Source organism: Janthinobacterium sp. LPB2021202312-11-4, assembly GCF_037049705.1.
Lineage (GTDB): Bacteria > Pseudomonadota > Gammaproteobacteria > Pseudomonadales > Pseudomonadaceae > Aquipseudomonas.
The window spans coordinates 120,253-135,655 of the sequence record NZ_JBAGKV010000016.1; the positions used below are offsets into that span (position 1 = coordinate 120,253).

The following is a 15,403-nucleotide window of genomic DNA, read 5'->3' on the forward strand; positions in this document are numbered from 1 at the left end:
CTCAGAAGCCGGTTGGGGTGCGGGTGTGCCAGTCAGTGTTCAACTGATACTGGTGGGCAACGTTCAACAGGCGACCTTCCTGGAAATACGGAGCGAGCAATTGCACGCCGACCGGCAGACCGTCGACAAAACCGGCCGGCATGGACAAGCCAGGCAAGCCCGCAAGGTTGGCGGTGATGGTGTAGATGTCTTCCAGGTACTCGGCGATCGGGTCGTTCTTGTTGGCGCCAATCTTCCAGGCCGGGTTCGGCGTGGTCGGGCCGAGGATGATGTCGACCTCGGTGAAAGCGGCCATGAAGTCGTTCTTCACCAGGCGACGGATCTTCTGCGCCTTCAGGTAGTAGGCGTCGTAGTAGCCGGCCGATAGCGCGTAGGCACCGACCATGATCCGGCGCTGCACTTCCGGGCCGAAACCTTCGCCACGGGAGCGCTTGTACAGATCGATCAGGTTGACCGGGTTTTCGCAGCGATGGCCGAAGCGCACGCCGTCGAAACGCGACAGGTTGGAAGAGGCTTCGGCCGGCGCGATCACGTAGTACGCAGGAATTGCGTGCTGCATGTTCGGCAGGCTGATTTCCTTGATCACGGCACCGAGCTTTTCCAGCTCTTTGATGCTGTTGTGGATCAGCTCGGCGATGCGCGGGTCGAGACCGGCGCTGAAGTATTCCTTCGGCACGCCGATGCGCAGGCCTTTAAGCGAGGTATTGAGGCTGGCGCTGTAATCCGGCACCGGTTCGTCGATGCTGGTGGAGTCATTGGTGTCGAAGCCGGCCATGCCTTGCAGCAGAATCGCGCAGTCTTCGGCCGTGCGCGCCAACGGGCCGCCCTGATCGAGGCTGGAGGCGTAAGCGATCATGCCCCAGCGCGACACACGACCGTAGGTCGGTTTCAGGCCGGTGAGGTTGGTGAATGCCGCCGGTTGGCGGATCGAGCCGCCGGTGTCGGTGGCGGTCGCGGCTGGCAACAGACGAGCGGCAACTGCCGCCGCCGAACCACCGGACGAACCACCTGGCACGTGTTCCAGGTTCCACGGGTTTTTCACCGCGCCGTAGTAGCTCGACTCGTTGGCCGAACCCATGGCGAATTCGTCCATGTTGGTCTTGCCCAGCGTCACAGCGCCGGCAGCGGCGAGCTTGGCAACCACGGTGGCGTCGTACGGTGCTTTAAAGTTGTCGAGCATCTTCGAGCCGCAACTGGTGCGGATACCCTGGGTGCAGAACAGGTCTTTGTGGGCGATCGGCGCGCCAAGCAGGGCGCCGCTCTCACCATTGGCCCGGCGTGCGTCAGCGGCTTTCGCCTGCTGGAGCGCCAGGTCTTCGGTGAGGCTGATGAAACTGTTGAGCTGTGGATCGAGCTGGGTAATACGCGCCAGCAGGACTTTGGTCAGCTCTTCGGAAGAAAACTTTTTATCGGCGAGACCGCGGGCGATCTCGGCCAGAGTCATTTGATGCATTGCAGGCTCTTTCCCTTTAGTCGATGACTTTCGGAACCAGGTACAGGCCGTTTTCGACCGCTGGTGCGATGGACTGATAGGCCTCGCGATGATTGGTCTCGGTCACAACGTCTGCACGCAGGCGCTGGCTGGCTTCCAGTGGGTGGGCCAGCGGCTCGATACCATCGGTATTGACCGCTTGCATTTCGTCGACCAGGCCGAGAATGCTGTTCAGGGCCGAAGTGATGTGTGGAATATCGGCATCATTAAGGCCAAGGCAGGCCAAATGTGCGATTTTTTCCACGTCGGAGCGTTCAAGCGCCATTGCGATTCTCCAGTGGAAAACAGAACGGACGGCGTCCGTGTGTTAGATTGTCGGAACACTACCGCATTTCTACGGTCATATGGCCGCGATTGTGGGGGTTGGTGCACAGAAAAGCGGCCAATTTAACATATTGGCGCCTTGCCCAAAATCCCTGTCGTTGTTAGAGTTTGCCGCACTTTTTTACCCACGCGTTGCCTAGGGTCCCTTTCCCATGTTCAAGAAACTGCGTGGCATGTTTTCCAGCGATCTTTCCATTGACCTGGGCACTGCCAACACCCTTATTTACGTGCGCGAGCGCGGAATCGTCCTGAATGAGCCCTCCGTTGTGGCTATTCGGACACACGGTAACCAGAAAAGTGTCGTTGCTGTCGGCACCGAAGCGAAGCGCATGCTTGGCCGTACGCCGGGCAACATCGCTGCCATTCGTCCGATGAAAGACGGCGTGATCGCCGACTTCAGCGTTTGCGAAAAAATGCTGCAGTACTTTATCAACAAGGTTCACGAAAACAGCTTTCTGCAGCCAAGCCCTCGCGTGCTGATCTGCGTTCCGTGCAAATCCACCCAGGTGGAGCGTCGTGCCATCCGTGAATCGGCCCTTGGTGCCGGTGCTCGTGAAGTGTTCCTGATCGAAGAGCCAATGGCTGCTGCGATCGGTGCCGGCCTGCCGGTTGAAGAAGCACGCGGCTCGATGGTGGTCGATATCGGTGGCGGTACCACTGAAATCGCCCTGATCTCCCTGAACGGTGTGGTTTACGCCGAATCCGTACGGGTTGGCGGCGACCGCTTCGACGAAGCGATCATCACCTACGTGCGTCGCAACTACGGCAGCCTGATCGGCGAATCCACCGCCGAGCGCATCAAGCAGGAAATCGGTACGGCCTACCCAGGCGGCGAAGTGCGTGAAGTCGACGTACGTGGCCGTAACCTGGCGGAAGGCGTTCCACGCGCATTCACCCTGAACTCCAATGAAGTGCTGGAAGCTCTGCAAGAGTCCCTGGCCACCATCGTTCAGGCTGTGAAAAGCGCCCTGGAGCAATCGCCGCCGGAACTGGCTTCCGATATCGCCGAGCGTGGCCTGGTGCTGACCGGTGGTGGCGCCTTGCTGCGCGATCTCGACAAGTTGCTGGCCCAGGAAACCGGTCTGCCGGTGATCGTTGCCGAAGATCCGCTGACCTGTGTGGCTCGCGGCGGTGGCCGTGCATTGGAAATGATGGATAAACACACCATGGATCTGCTGTCGAGCGAGTGATCTCGCCCGATGCATCTATGCTGTTGAGCGCGCAGGCAGCACTTTGCAGTGCTGCCTGTTGGCGTTTATCTTCTGTCAGTCTGCATCCAGGCCGGTTTGATGCCGTATGAATAAAGAGAACATTTGCCTGGGAGGAGCGGCTTATTAAACCGCTTTTCGCCAAAGGCCCCTCACTGGGCGTGCGCTTGTTGGTGCTGGTCGTGCTATCGGTCGCGCTGATGGTGGTCGATGCCCGCTTCACACTGCTCAAGCCAGTGCGTAGTCAGATGTCGCTGGTGCTGATGCAGTCTTACTGGATCACCGACCTGCCGCAGCGGCTATGGCAAGGTGTGGCCAGCCAATTTGGCAGCCGTACCGAGCTGGTTGCCGAGAACGAAAAACTCAAGACCGAAAACCTGCTGTTGCAGGGCCGCATGCAGAAGCTTGCCGCCCTCACCGAGCAGAACGTTCGGCTGCGCGAGTTGCTCAATTCCTCCGTGCTGGTCAACGAGAAGGTCGAAGTGGCCGAGTTGATCGGCATGGACCCCAACCCCTTCACCCATCGCATCATCATCAATAAAGGTGAGCGCGATGGTGTGGTCCTCGGTCAGCCGGTGCTCGATGCCCGTGGCTTGATGGGGCAGGTGGTCGAGTTGATGCCGTACACCTCCCGCGTCCTGCTGCTGACCGATACGACCCACAGCATTCCGGTGCAGGTGAATCGCAACGGTCTGCGGGCGATTGCCAGCGGCACCGGTAACCCGGAACGCCTGGAATTGCGCCATGTGGCCGACACCGCCGACATCAAGGAAGGCGACCTGCTGGTTAGCTCCGGCCTCGGTCAGCGGTTCCCGGCGGGTTACCCGGTGGCGACGGTCAAGGAAGTGATCCACGATTCTGGCCAGCCGTTCGCGATTGTCCGCGCCGTGCCGACCGCCGCCCTTAACCGCAGCCGTTATCTGCTGCTGGTGTTCAGCGATGGCCGCACCGCCGAAGAACGCGCCAACGACGCCGCCCAGGCCCAGGAAGCCCTGGACCAGCACGGCGGCGGCCCGATCATTCCGGCCACCGTGCCGAAACCGGTTCCAGCGGTCGTGCCGGCTCCGGCGGCTGCTACGCCGGCCACCGCGCCAGCGGCCACGACACCCGCTGCCGCGACACCGGCCAAACCTGCGGCCAGCACCCATCCGGCCAAGCCTGCCGCCAAACCGACGGCCGCCAAACCGGCTGCCAAACCGCCTGTCTCTGCACCGGCCACCACTGGGGGAAGAGAATAATGGCCGGTGCGACTGCATCCCGAAACGGCTGGATCGTCTGGCTGACCTTTGCCATCGGTCTGTTGCTCAGCGTCTCTCCGTTGCCGCAATTCATGGAAATCCTGCGTCCCCTGTGGCTGGCCTTGCTGCTGGCGTTCTGGGTGCTGGCCTTGCCGCAAACAGTCGGCATGGTCACCGCGTTTTGCCTGGGGCTGGCTGAAGACGTGCTCTACGGCACATTGCTGGGCCAGAACGCGTTGATCCTGACGCTCATCACTTTCCTGGTGCTGTCACTGCAACAACGCCTGCGGATGTTCCCGATGTGGCAGCAGTGCCTGGTGCTCCTGGTGATCTTCGGCCTGGCCCAACTGGTTCAGCTGTGGCTCAGCGCCCTGACCGGCAACCGTCAACCCACCCTGGCGCTAGTACTGCCGGCGCTGGTGAGCGCACTGCTCTGGCCTTGGATCAGCTTCGGTTTGCGTGGTCTGCGTCGACGTTACAAGATCAATTAATTCGGTCAGGCATGTGCCCGCACCTCGACAGGGAGATGTCTTGATGAAACAGAAATTGCTTTACCTCGCTTCAGGCTCGCCACGTCGGCGTGAATTGCTCACGCAGATCGGCGTGCCGTTTTCCGCTGTCAGTGCGGACATCGATGAAATCCCTCTGAACAACGAAACCCCTTCGGCCTATGTCGAGCGTCTGGCGCGCGGCAAGGCCGAGGCCGGGCGCGGCGTGGTCGTGTGCGATACAGCATTTTGCGTATTGGGCGCGGATACCGCCGTGGTGCTGGATGGGAAAATTCTCGGCAAGCCAGTGGACGAAGCCGATGCGTGCGCCATGCTTATGATGTTGTCGGGGCAGGAACACGAAGTCCTGACGGCAATTGCCGTGCTTGACGGCGAGCGTTGCGAATCCCGGGTGGTGCGCAGCCTTGTACGTTTCCGCAACATCGGTCGCGAGGAAGCAGCAGCCTATTGGGCCAGCGGCGAACCAAAGGACAAGGCCGGCGGCTACGGTATTCAGGGACTGGGCGCGGTGTTTGTCGCCGGGCTCGATGGCAGCTATTCAGCGGTGGTCGGACTGCCGCTGTGCGAAACCGCAGAACTACTCGGCCGTTTCGGCATACCCTGTTGGCAAACCCTTAACGCGCGCTAAGCGTCGTACTGACAAGATGCGGCCATTATCGTGAACATGCCTGAACGAGACCCTGCCATGAGTGAAGAGATTCTGATCAACATCACGCCGATGGAATCGCGCGTGGCGGTGGTCGAAAACGGTGTTCTGCAAGAGGTTCATGTCGAACGCACGCAAAAGCGCGGGATCGTCGGCAACATCTATAAAGGCAAGGTCGTGCGGGTGTTGCCGGGCATGCAGGCGGCGTTCGTCGACATCGGCCTGGACCGCGCCGCGTTCATCCATGCTTCGGAAATTTCCCTGCGCGAAGGTCCTGCGGTGGAAAGCATCAGCAGCCTGGTGCACGAAGGCCAGAGCCTTGTTGTGCAAGTCACCAAGGACCCGATCGGCTCCAAAGGCGCGCGCCTGACCACGCAGCTGTCGATTCCGTCGCGCTATCTGGTGTACATGCCGCGCACCGCCCACGTCGGCATTTCCCTGAAAATCGAAGACGAAGCCGAGCGCGAACGCCTCAAGCAAGTGGTCACCGATTGCGTGGCCAAAGAAGGCATCAAGGAGGCTGGCGGCTTCATTCTGCGCACCGCCGCCGAAGGTGCCGGGGCCGATGAAATCCTCATGGACATCCGCTACCTGCGTCGTCTGTGGGACCAGATCAACGCCCAGATCAAAACCATCGGCGCCCCGAGCGTGATCTACGAAGACCTCGGCCTGGCGCTGCGAACCTTACGCGACCTGGTGAGCCCGAAGATCGAGAAGATTCGCATCGACTCCCGGGAAACCTTCCAGAAAACCACACAGTTCGTCGCCGAATTGATGCCGGAAATCGCTGATCGCCTTGAGCATTACCCCGGCGAGCGGCCGATTTTCGACTTGTACGGCGTCGAAGATGAAATCCAGAAAGCCCTGGAACGCAAGGTGCCGCTCAAGTCCGGCGGTTATCTGGTGGTGGACCCGGCGGAAGCCATGAGCACCATCGACGTCAACACCGGGGCGTTCGTCGGCCATCGCAACCTTGAAGAAACCATTTTCAAGACCAACCTCGAAGCCGCCACCGCCATTGCTCGTCAGCTGCGCCTGCGCAACCTGGGCGGGATCATCATCATCGACTTCATCGACATGGAAGACGAAGAGCACCAGCGCCAGGTGCTGCGTACCCTTGAGAAGCAACTGGAGCGCGATCACGCCAAGACCAACATCATCGGCATCACCGAGTTGGGCCTGGTGCAGATGACCCGCAAGCGCACCCGCGAAAGTCTCGAACAAGTGCTGTGCGAACCGTGCAGCAGTTGCCAGGGACGCGGCAAGTTGAAGACCCCGGAAACGGTTTGCTACGAAATTTTCCGCGAAATCCTGCGCGAAGCCCGCGCCTATCAGGCCGAAGGCTATCGTGTATTGGCGAACCAGAAAGTGGTCGACCGCTTGCTCGATGAAGAATCGGGCAACGTCGCTGAACTGGAAGGGTTTATCGGTCGCACCATTCGCTTCCAGGTCGAAACCATGTATTCCCAGGAACAATACGACGTGGTGCTGCTCTGAAGCGTTGTGTTTCACCTCCATTAGAACGGCTGGCCTCAGCGTCATGCAGTATTTTTGCCATGGGAGCCAACTGACATGGACCGTCTGACACGCCTTTTGGCTGCACTGACCCGCTGGGGCTTGGGCCTGTGTGCGTTGGTTCTGGTGCTGATGGCCTTGTACGTCAGCCTCGGCCGTGAACTGGCGCCGCTGGTGGCCGAATACCGCGCCGACATCGAGACCAAGGCCAGTGACGCCCTGGGCATGCCCCTGCAAATCGGCAGGCTCGAAGGCAGTTGGAGCGGTTTTGCGCCGATTCTGCTGGCCCACGACGTGACGGTCGGCGCGGGCACCAATGCCCTGCGTCTGGACAACGTGCGTGCCGTGCCAGACCTCTGGGCCAGCCTGCTGGCCCGGCAAGTGCGCATTGCTCATCTGGAGCTCAATGGCCTGAAGATCAGCCTCAAGGAAGGCGCGGACGGCCAATGGGCGCTGGAAGGTCTGCCGGTTCGGCAAGACCAGCCGATGGACCCGGAGCAACTGCTCAACAACATGCAAATGGTTGAGCAACTGTCGGTACTCGACAGCCAGGTCACCTTGCAGCCGCTGGATCATGCGCCGATGACGCTGACTTACGTCGGCCTGAACCTGAAAACCGGCGCTACCCGCCAACGACTCTACGCGCGCCTGACCCTGCCCGATGGTCAGCCCGTGGCCATGAGCCTGCGTACCCGCATTCGCGCCAACGCCTGGAAGGACGGCCAGGCCGAGGCGTACCTGAGCCTGCCGCAAAGCGACTGGTCGAAATGGTTGCCCGGGCGCCTGACCCGGCAATGGAATTTCTCAGAGATCAAGGCTGGCGGCGAGCTCTGGCTGAATTGGGGCGAGGGTGCTGTGCAAAGCGCCGCGATTCGTCTCAACGCGCCGCAACTCAAAGGCGCGTACGCCGAGCGCAAACCGATCGAGATCCACAACCTGGCGCTTAACGGTTACTTCCAGCGCAGCGCGCAAGGCGCCCTGGTGACCCTTGATTCCCTGGCCATGAACCTGGGTGACACGCGCTGGGAAACCCATCTGCAACTCAAACAAACCGAAGCCACGGACAAGACCGAAGAACTCTGGCACCTGCAAGCCGATCGCCTGGACCTGACCCCGCTCACGCCGCTGATCAATGCGCTGGGACCCTTGCCTGAAGGGGTTGCCACCGCGGTCGACAAGCTTAAGGTCACCGGCGCCTTACGCAACGTGCTGGTCGACTTGCGGCCCAATGCCACCGACGACACCAAGTTCAGTTTTGCCGCCAACCTGGAACGGGTCGGCTTCGACGCCTATCACGGCGCGCCGGCGGCACGAAATGTCAGCGGCAGTATCAGCGGCGACCTCGGTCACGGCGAGCTGCGCATGGACAGCAAGGATTTTTCCCTGCACCTGGACCCGATATTCGCCAAGCCATGGCAGTACCTCCAGGCCAATGCCCGGCTGACCTGGAAGCTTGATCAAGAAGGCTTCACCCTGATCGCGCCGTACCTGAAAGTGCTGGGCGAAGAGGGCAAGATTGCCGGCGACTTCCTGATCCGCCTGCATTTCGACCACACCCAGGAAGACTACATGGACCTGCGGGTCGGGCTGGTGGATGGCGACGGTAAATACACCGCCAAGTACCTGCCACAAGTCCTCAGTCCGGCGCTGGACGAATGGTTGCGTACGGCGATTCTCAAAGGCGCGGTGGACCAGGGCTTCTTCCAGTACCAGGGTTCGCTGAACCATGGCGCCGAAGACACCGCGCGCAGCATCAGCCTGTTCTTTAAGGTGCATGACACCGAACTGGCGTTCCAGCCAGGCTGGCCGCACGTCAGTAAGGTCAGCGGCGATGTGTTTATCGAAGACAGCGGCGTGCGCATCCTGGCCAGCAAGGGGCAGTTGCTCGACACGCAAGTCAGCGACATCTACGTCAATATTCCCCACGCGCCGGCCGGGCAGAACGTCCACCTGTTCCTCGACGGCGGGTTTGCCGGCGGGTTGGGCGATGGCCTGAAGATTCTGCAGCAAGCCCCGATCGGCACCGCTGACACCTTCGCCGGTTGGGAAGGCGAGGGTGACCTGCAGGGCAAGCTGAAACTGGATATTCCTTTGGCCAAAGGCGAGTTGCCGAAGATTCTGGTGGATTTCAAGACCGCCAAGGCCCGGCTGAAACTGGCCGAACCGACCCTGGAACTGACTCAGCTCAAAGGCGATTTCCGTTTCGACAGCAGCAAAGGCCTGAGCGGTCAGAACATCAGCGCCCGCGCCTTCGATAAACCGGTGAGCGCGCAGATTTTCGCCGATGGCAGCCCGGGCAAGCTCAATACCCGGGTCAGCGCGAGCGGTCAGGTTGAGGTCAAGAAGCTCACCGACTGGCTCAACGTGACCCAGCCGTTGCCGGTGTCTGGCGTGGTGCCGTATCAACTGCAACTGAACCTCAATGGCGCCGACAGCCAGTTGATGGTCAGTTCCAACCTCAAAGGCGTCGCCGTCGATTTGCCGGCACCGTTCGGCATGGCCGCCGACGTGGGCCGCGACACGGTGTTCCGCATGACCCTGCAAGGCCAGGAGCGGCGTTATTGGGTCACTTACGGTGAACTGGCGAACTTCACCTTCGCCGCACCGCCGGGCAATTTCGCCGACGGTCGCGGTGAATTGTTCCTCGGCAGCGGCGATGCCGTGCTGCCGGCCTCCAAAGGCCTGCGGGTCAGCGGTGTGCTGTCGGAACTGGATGTCGGCCCTTGGAAGGACCTGGTGGACAAGTACGCTGGCCAGGACCCGGGGGGCAGCGCCAAGCAGTTGCTCAGCGGCGCGGACTTCAAGGTCGGCAAACTCAGCGGTTTTGGCACGACCCTCGATCAGGCTTCGGTGCAATTGACCCGCAAACCCTCGGTCTGGGCCTTGCAGCTCGACAGTCAGCAGGCCAAGGGCAGCGTCAGTATTGCGGATGCGAAAGCCGCGCCGATTGCGATCAACCTGCAGTACGTGAAGCTGCCGGCGCCCGATCCGACGGTACTGGCCGACGAAAACTCGCCGGACCCGCTGGTCTCCGTGGACCCGACGAAAATCCCGGCGCTGGATATCACCATCAATCAACTGTTCCAGGGCAATGACCTGGTGGGTGCCTGGTCGCTGAAAGTCCGCCCGACCGCCAAAGGCATCACGCTCAATACCCTGGACATGGGCCTCAAGGGCATTCTGTTGCAGGGCAACGGCGGCTGGGAAGGCACGCCGGGCGCCACCAGCAGTTGGTACAAGGGCCGGATCAGCGGCAAGAACCTGGCTGATGTGCTCAAGGGCTGGGGCTTTGCGCCGAGCGTGACCAGTGAAGAATTCCATATGGATGTCGATGGCCGCTGGCCGGGTTCGCCAGCGTGGCTGGCCACCAAGCGTTTCTCCGGCAGCCTCGATGCGTCACTCAATAAAGGTCAGTTCGTCGAAGTCGAGGGCAGTGCCCAGGCGTTGCGAGTGTTCGGCTTGCTCAACTTCAACTCCATCGGCCGGCGTCTGCGCCTGGACTTCTCCGACCTGTTCGGCAAAGGCCTGAGCTACGACCGGGTCAAAGGTCTGTTGGTGGCCAGCAACGGGGTTTACGTCACTCGTGAACCGATCCTGATGACGGGGCCGTCGAGCAACCTTGAACTCAATGGCACGCTGGACCTGGTCGGTGATCAGGTGGACGCCAAGTTGCTGGTGACGTTGCCGCTGACCAACAACCTGCCGATTGCCGCGCTGATTGTCGGCGCGCCGGCGATTGGCGGGGCGTTGTTCCTGATCGACAAACTGATCGGCGACCGTGTGGCGCGTTTCGCCAGCGTCAAATACACCGTCAAAGGTCCGTGGAAAGAGCCGAAGATCACCCTGGACAAGCCTTTTTGACGCTTTATTTTCAAAAGCCTCTCTCCAAACCGATGGAGTAGCATGGCCGTAAGCCCCCTGTAGGAGCTGCCGAAGGCTGCGATCTTTTGATCTTGTTTTTTTCAAGATCAAAAGATCGCAGCCTGCGGCAGCTCCTACGGGTATGTGTTGATTCCAGATAAGGGAAAGGCCATGTCTGTAGCGGTGATTCAAATGGTCAGCCAGAGCGATGTGCTGGCCAATCTGGCCCAGGCCCGTCGCCTGCTTGAGCAAGCGGCAAATGCTGGAGCTCGTCTGGCGGTGTTGCCGGAAAACTTCGCGGCCATGGGCCGTCGGGACATCGCTGACATCGGTCGTGCCGAGGCGTTGGGCGACGGCCCGATCCTGCCGTGGTTGAAACAGACCGCCCGCGCCCTCAAGTTATGGATTGTCGCCGGCACGTTGCCGTTGCCGCCGGTGGATCAGCCGACGGCGAAGGTGCACGCCTGTTCGCTGCTGGTGAATGACCACGGCGAAACCGTTGCACGGTATGACAAGCTGCACCTGTTCGACGTCGATGTGGCGGACAATCGCGGGCGTTACCGCGAATCCGATGACTATGCTTATGGCAGTGGCGTCGTGGTGGCGGATACGCCCGTCGGTCGAGTCGGCCTGACCGTGTGTTATGACCTGCGTTTCCCGGAGCTCTACAGCGAATTGCGGCTGGCCGGTGCCGAGCTGATCACCGCGCCGTCGGCCTTTACCGCCGTGACCGGTGCGGCCCACTGGGATGTGCTGATCCGTGCACGGGCCATCGAAACCCAGTGTTACATCCTCGCGGCCGCCCAGGGTGGCACCCATCCGGGGCCGCGAGAAACTTACGGACATGCCGCCATCGTTGACCCGTGGGGTCGCGTGCTGGCGCAACAGGATCAAGGCGAGGCCGTGCTGCTGGCCGAACGCGATAGCAGCGAACAGGCGTCCATCAGGGCGCGGATGCCGGTGTCCAGTCACCGGCGCTTTTTCTCGCAGGGCGCCCAGCGACCTGCTTCAGAACGTGAATTTAAGGCGTAAAACCTATGAGCGAGTTGTTGTCCTCAGTCAGTGATCACCTGTTAGCGCCCGGCGGCGTGACCATCGAGAGCCTGCAAAGTGTGCTCGGCGATCTGGCCGGCCCGGGCATCGATGCAGCCGATTTGTATTTCCAGGGCCAGATTTCCGAGTCCTGGGCGCTGGAAGACGGGATCGTCAAGGAAGGCAGCTTCAACCTCGACCAGGGCGTCGGTGTGCGGGCGCAATCGGGTGAGAAAACCGGTTTTGCCTACAGCAATGCCATCACCCTCGAAGCGTTGGGCGCGGCGGCCCGTGCGGCGCGTTCGATCTCCCGCGCCGGGCAGAACGGCACGGTGCAAGCGTTCACCACCCAGGACGTCGCCCAGTTGTACGGGCCGGACAACCCGCTGGAGGTGATGACCCGCGCCGAGAAAGTCGACCTGCTCAAGCGCATCGACGTCGCGACCCGTGCCCTCGACCCGCGTATCCAGCAAGTCACCGTGAGCATGGCCGGGGTGTGGGAACGCATTCTGGTTGCCTCCACCGACGGCAGCCTGGCGGCGGACGTGCGGCCATTGGTGCGTTTCAACGTCAGCGTGATCGTTGAACAGAATGGTCGCCGCGAGCGCGGTGGGCATGGCGGCGGTGGTCGTACCGATTACCGTTATTTCCTCGGCGAGGACCGCGCCATGGGTTACGCCCGTGAAGCGTTGCGTCAGGCACTGGTGAACCTGGAAGCGATTCCGGCGCCGGCCGGTACGTTGCCGGTGGTGTTGGGTTCGGGCTGGTCCGGCGTGCTGCTGCACGAAGCGGTCGGCCATGGCCTGGAAGGCGACTTCAACCGCAAGGGCAGTTCGGCCTACAGCGGGCGCATGGGCGAGATGGTGGCGTCCAAGCTCTGCACCATCGTCGATGACGGCACCCTGGCCGGGCGTCGTGGTTCGCTGAGCGTCGATGACGAAGGCACCCCGACCGAGTGCACCACGCTGATCGAAAACGGCGTACTCAAGGGTTATATGCAGGACAAGCTCAACGCACGGCTGATGGGCGTCGCCCGCACCGGCAACGGTCGTCGCGAGTCCTACGCGCACCTGCCGATGCCGCGCATGACCAACACCTACATGCTGGCGGGCGAAAGCGATCCGGCAGAAATCATTGCTTCGGTGAAACGCGGCATCTACTGCGCGAACCTCGGCGGCGGCCAGGTGGACATCACCAGCGGCAAATTCGTGTTCTCCACCAGCGAGGCGTACCTGATCGAAGACGGCAAGATTACCGCCCCGGTCAAAGGCGCGACGTTGATCGGCAACGGGCCGGAAGCCATGAGCAAGGTGTCGATGGTCGGTAACGACCTGGCGCTGGACAGCGGCGTGGGGACGTGCGGGAAGGATGGGCAGTCGGTGCCGGTGGGTGTCGGCCAGCCAACGCTGAAAATCGATGCGATCACTGTGGGTGGCACAGGGTCGTAAGGAGATGTAGGAGCTGCCGAAGGCTGCGATCTTTTGATCCTGATTTTGATTTTGCAAAACCAACGTCAAAAGATCGCAGCCTGCGGCAGCTCCTACAGGGGCCGCGATAACTTAACGCAGACCGCGTTGAGTCTCGTCCAGCTCACGGATGTACTTGAAGATTTTACGGCTCGATGCCGGTGGCTTGTTGGTCGCCAGTTCGTGCTGGGCCTGACGGATCAGGGAGCGCAACTGTTGACGGTCAGCCTCCGGGTAGTCGAGCACGAACTTCTCCAGGACCGCGTCATCGCCCGCGATCAAACGATCGCGCCAGCGTTCCAGGCCGTGGAAACGTTCGTTGTACTGCCGGGTGGAGGCATCGAGTTGATCGAGCAACATGAGAATGGCGTCAGTGTCCTGATCACGCATCAGTTTGCCGATGAACATAAGGTGCCGTTTACGCGCGATATTCGCGGTGTGCTTGGGCGCATCGGCCAGGGCCCGGCGCATAGCGTCGGTCAACGGCAGTTTTGCCAGCAAGTCAGGCTTGAGCGTTGTAAGGCGTTCGCCGAGGTCAACCAGAGCATGCAGCTCTCGTTTAACCTGGGATTTGCTTTTTTCTCCCGTATCGAGGGAGTCGTCGTAAGAATCAACCATGGTGGCCGTCCGCAAAGAAACGCCGCCATGATAACCAGTCGGGGGCCGCTTGTCCGGCCCGGTCGCTCGAAGGCCCTAGCCGAAAGCAGAATTTGAGTGGAGAACAGCATGAGTGCAGTTGAAAGCGTCGGCCCACAAGCGTTGCCGGCACTGCAAGAGCAAGTCGAGCAGATCATCGCTGAAGCCAAGCGCCAGGGCGCCAGTGCCTGTGAAGTCGCGGTATCGCTGGAGCAGGGCCTGTCCACGTCGGTGCGTCAGCGGGAAGTTGAAACCGTCGAATTCAACCGCGACCAGGGCTTTGGCATCACCTTGTACGTTGGCCAGCGCAAAGGCTCGGCCAGCACCTCGGCCAGCGGTCCTGACGCGATTCGCGAAACCGTCGCCGCTGCACTGGCCATCGCCAAGCACACCTCCGAAGACGAAGCCTCGGGCCTGGCCGATGCCGCGCTGATGGCCAAGGACCTGCACGATTTCGACCTGTTCCACCAATGGGACATCACGCCCGAACAAGCCATCGAAATGGCCCTGACCTGTGAAGCGGCGGCGTTTGCTACCGACAGCCGGATCAAGAACGCCGACGGCACCACCCTCAGCACCCACCAGGGCTGCCGCGTCTACGGCAACAGCCACGGCTTTATCGGCGGCTATGCCTCGACCCGGCACAGCCTGAGTTGCGTGATGATCGCCGAGGCCGAAGGCCAGATGCAGCGCGATTACTGGTACGACGTGAACCGTCAGGGCAACTTGCTGGCCGACCCGGTCAGCATCGGCCAGCGCGCCGCGCAACGGGCGGCGAGCCGTCTGGGCGCGCGTCCGGTGCCGACCTGTGAAGTGCCGGTGCTGTTTTCGGCGGAACTGGCCGGTGGTTTGTTCGGCAGTTTCCTGTCGGCGGTGTCCGGTGGCAGCCTGTACCGCAAATCGTCGTTCCTCGAAGGCACGTTGGGGCAGAAACTGTTCCCGGAATGGCTGACCCTCGATGAGCGTCCACACTTGATGCAGGCGATGGGCAGTTCGGCGTTCGACGGTGATGGCCTGGCAACCTATGCCAAACCGTTCGTCGAAAATGGCGTGTTGGTGTCCTACATCCTTGGCACGTACTCCGGTCGCAAACTGGGCATGCCGAGTACCGCCAACGCGGGCGGCGTGCACAACTTGTTCGTCACCCATGGCGACGAAGACCAGGCTGCGCTGTTGCGTCGCATGGGCCGTGGTTTGCTAGTCACCGAACTGATGGGCCATGGCCTGAACATGGTCACCGGCGATTACTCCCGGGGCGCGGCGGGTTTTTGGGTCGAGAACGGAGAAATCCAGTTCGCGGTCCAGGAAGTGACCATCGCCGGCAACATGCGCGACATGTTCAAGCAGATCGTGGCCGTAGGGAATGACCTGGAGCTGCGCAGCAACATTCGCACCGGTTCGGTGTTGATCGAGCGGATGACCGTCGCGGGTAGCTAACCCGATCGGTTACACAAAAAGGCGCGCCACCCATTGGGT

The 15,403-nt window shown here is 61.3% G+C and carries 12 protein-coding genes; 9 read left to right on the top strand and 3 right to left on the bottom strand.

Going from position 1 to position 15,403, the window contains the following annotated elements; genetic code table 11:
• Nucleotide 1: 1 nt before the first annotated feature.
• Nucleotides 2-1,453, bottom strand: coding sequence for an Asp-tRNA(Asn)/Glu-tRNA(Gln) amidotransferase subunit GatA (gatA, locus tag V5E99_RS18150; protein ID WP_499803672.1), 1,452 nt, complete (start codon nt 1,451-1,453; stop codon nt 2-4).
• Between the two features lie 16 nt (nt 1,454-1,469).
• Nucleotides 1,470-1,757: an Asp-tRNA(Asn)/Glu-tRNA(Gln) amidotransferase subunit GatC gene (gene gatC, locus V5E99_RS18155; RefSeq protein WP_499803673.1), complete on the bottom strand. Its 288-nt coding sequence runs from the start codon at nt 1,755-1,757 to the stop codon at nt 1,470-1,472.
• Between the two features lie 211 nt (nt 1,758-1,968).
• On the opposite strand from gatC, the gene mreB reads away from it, so the two are divergent.
• From mreB to tldD, 8 genes are all read left to right on the top strand, one after another.
• Complete coding sequence (gene mreB, locus V5E99_RS18160) at nt 1,969-3,006, top strand: rod shape-determining protein MreB (protein WP_002555108.1); 1,038 nt, start codon at nt 1,969-1,971, stop codon at nt 3,004-3,006.
• A 143-nt stretch (nt 3,007-3,149) separates the two neighbouring features.
• The gene (gene mreC / locus V5E99_RS18165) at nt 3,150-4,262 is read left to right on the top strand and encodes a rod shape-determining protein MreC (RefSeq protein ID WP_499803712.1); all 1,113 of its coding nucleotides are present in this window, start codon (nt 3,150-3,152) and stop codon (nt 4,260-4,262) included.
• Nucleotides 4,262-4,753: a rod shape-determining protein MreD gene (gene mreD / locus V5E99_RS18170; RefSeq protein WP_499803674.1), complete on the top strand. Its 492-nt coding sequence runs from the start codon at nt 4,262-4,264 to the stop codon at nt 4,751-4,753. The genes mreC and mreD overlap by 1 nt, the downstream gene beginning before the upstream one ends.
• A 43-nt stretch (nt 4,754-4,796) precedes the next feature.
• Entirely contained in the window at nt 4,797-5,399 is a 603-nt protein-coding gene (locus V5E99_RS18175; protein ID WP_499803675.1) for a Maf family protein, read from the top strand.
• A 57-nt stretch (nt 5,400-5,456) separates the two neighbouring features.
• Nucleotides 5,457-6,914, top strand: a complete 1,458-nt coding sequence (gene rng, locus V5E99_RS18180) for a ribonuclease G (RefSeq protein ID WP_123516354.1) — start codon at nt 5,457-5,459, stop codon at nt 6,912-6,914.
• A gap of 75 nt (nt 6,915-6,989) precedes the next feature.
• On the top strand, nt 6,990-10,793 hold the full coding sequence (locus V5E99_RS18185; protein WP_499803676.1) for a YhdP family protein: 3,804 nt from the start codon (nt 6,990-6,992) through the stop codon (nt 10,791-10,793).
• Nucleotides 10,794-10,964: 171 nt separating this feature from the next.
• On the top strand, nt 10,965-11,825 hold the full coding sequence (locus V5E99_RS18190) for a carbon-nitrogen hydrolase family protein (protein ID WP_499803677.1): 861 nt from the start codon (nt 10,965-10,967) through the stop codon (nt 11,823-11,825).
• 5 nt (nt 11,826-11,830) lie between these two features.
• Nucleotides 11,831-13,273 (top strand): metalloprotease TldD, encoded by a 1,443-nt coding sequence (gene tldD, locus V5E99_RS18195; protein ID WP_499803678.1) that lies wholly within the window; start codon nt 11,831-11,833, stop codon nt 13,271-13,273.
• Between the two features lie 111 nt (nt 13,274-13,384).
• Here the strand turns inward: tldD and yjgA are convergent, their stop codons facing one another.
• A complete protein-coding gene (gene yjgA / locus V5E99_RS18200; protein ID WP_054049927.1) occupies nt 13,385-13,909 on the bottom strand; it encodes a ribosome biogenesis factor YjgA in 525 nt (174 codons plus the stop codon).
• 108 nt (nt 13,910-14,017) lie between these two features.
• Between yjgA and pmbA the strand changes: the two genes are divergently transcribed.
• Nucleotides 14,018-15,364: a metalloprotease PmbA gene (gene pmbA / locus V5E99_RS18205; RefSeq protein WP_499803679.1), complete on the top strand. Its 1,347-nt coding sequence runs from the start codon at nt 14,018-14,020 to the stop codon at nt 15,362-15,364.
• Nucleotides 15,365-15,403: the final 39 nt, after the last annotated feature.

Coding starts and splice junctions, on each gene's coding strand:
- gatA (WP_499803672.1), bottom strand. CDS start 1,453: ATGCATCAAATGACTCTGGCCGAGATCGCCCGCGGTCTCGCCGATAAA.
- gatC (WP_499803673.1), bottom strand. CDS start 1,757: ATGGCGCTTGAACGCTCCGACGTGGAAAAAATCGCACATTTGGCCTGC.
- mreB (WP_002555108.1), top strand. CDS start 1,969: ATGTTCAAGAAACTGCGTGGCATGTTTTCCAGCGATCTTTCCATTGAC.
- mreD (WP_499803674.1), top strand. CDS start 4,262: ATGGCCGGTGCGACTGCATCCCGAAACGGCTGGATCGTCTGGCTGACC.
- V5E99_RS18175 (WP_499803675.1), top strand. CDS start 4,797: ATGAAACAGAAATTGCTTTACCTCGCTTCAGGCTCGCCACGTCGGCGT.
- rng (WP_123516354.1), top strand. CDS start 5,457: ATGAGTGAAGAGATTCTGATCAACATCACGCCGATGGAATCGCGCGTG.
- V5E99_RS18185 (WP_499803676.1), top strand. CDS start 6,990: ATGGACCGTCTGACACGCCTTTTGGCTGCACTGACCCGCTGGGGCTTG.
- V5E99_RS18190 (WP_499803677.1), top strand. CDS start 10,965: ATGTCTGTAGCGGTGATTCAAATGGTCAGCCAGAGCGATGTGCTGGCC.
- tldD (WP_499803678.1), top strand. CDS start 11,831: ATGAGCGAGTTGTTGTCCTCAGTCAGTGATCACCTGTTAGCGCCCGGC.
- yjgA (WP_054049927.1), bottom strand. CDS start 13,909: ATGGTTGATTCTTACGACGACTCCCTCGATACGGGAGAAAAAAGCAAA.
- pmbA (WP_499803679.1), top strand. CDS start 14,018: ATGAGTGCAGTTGAAAGCGTCGGCCCACAAGCGTTGCCGGCACTGCAA.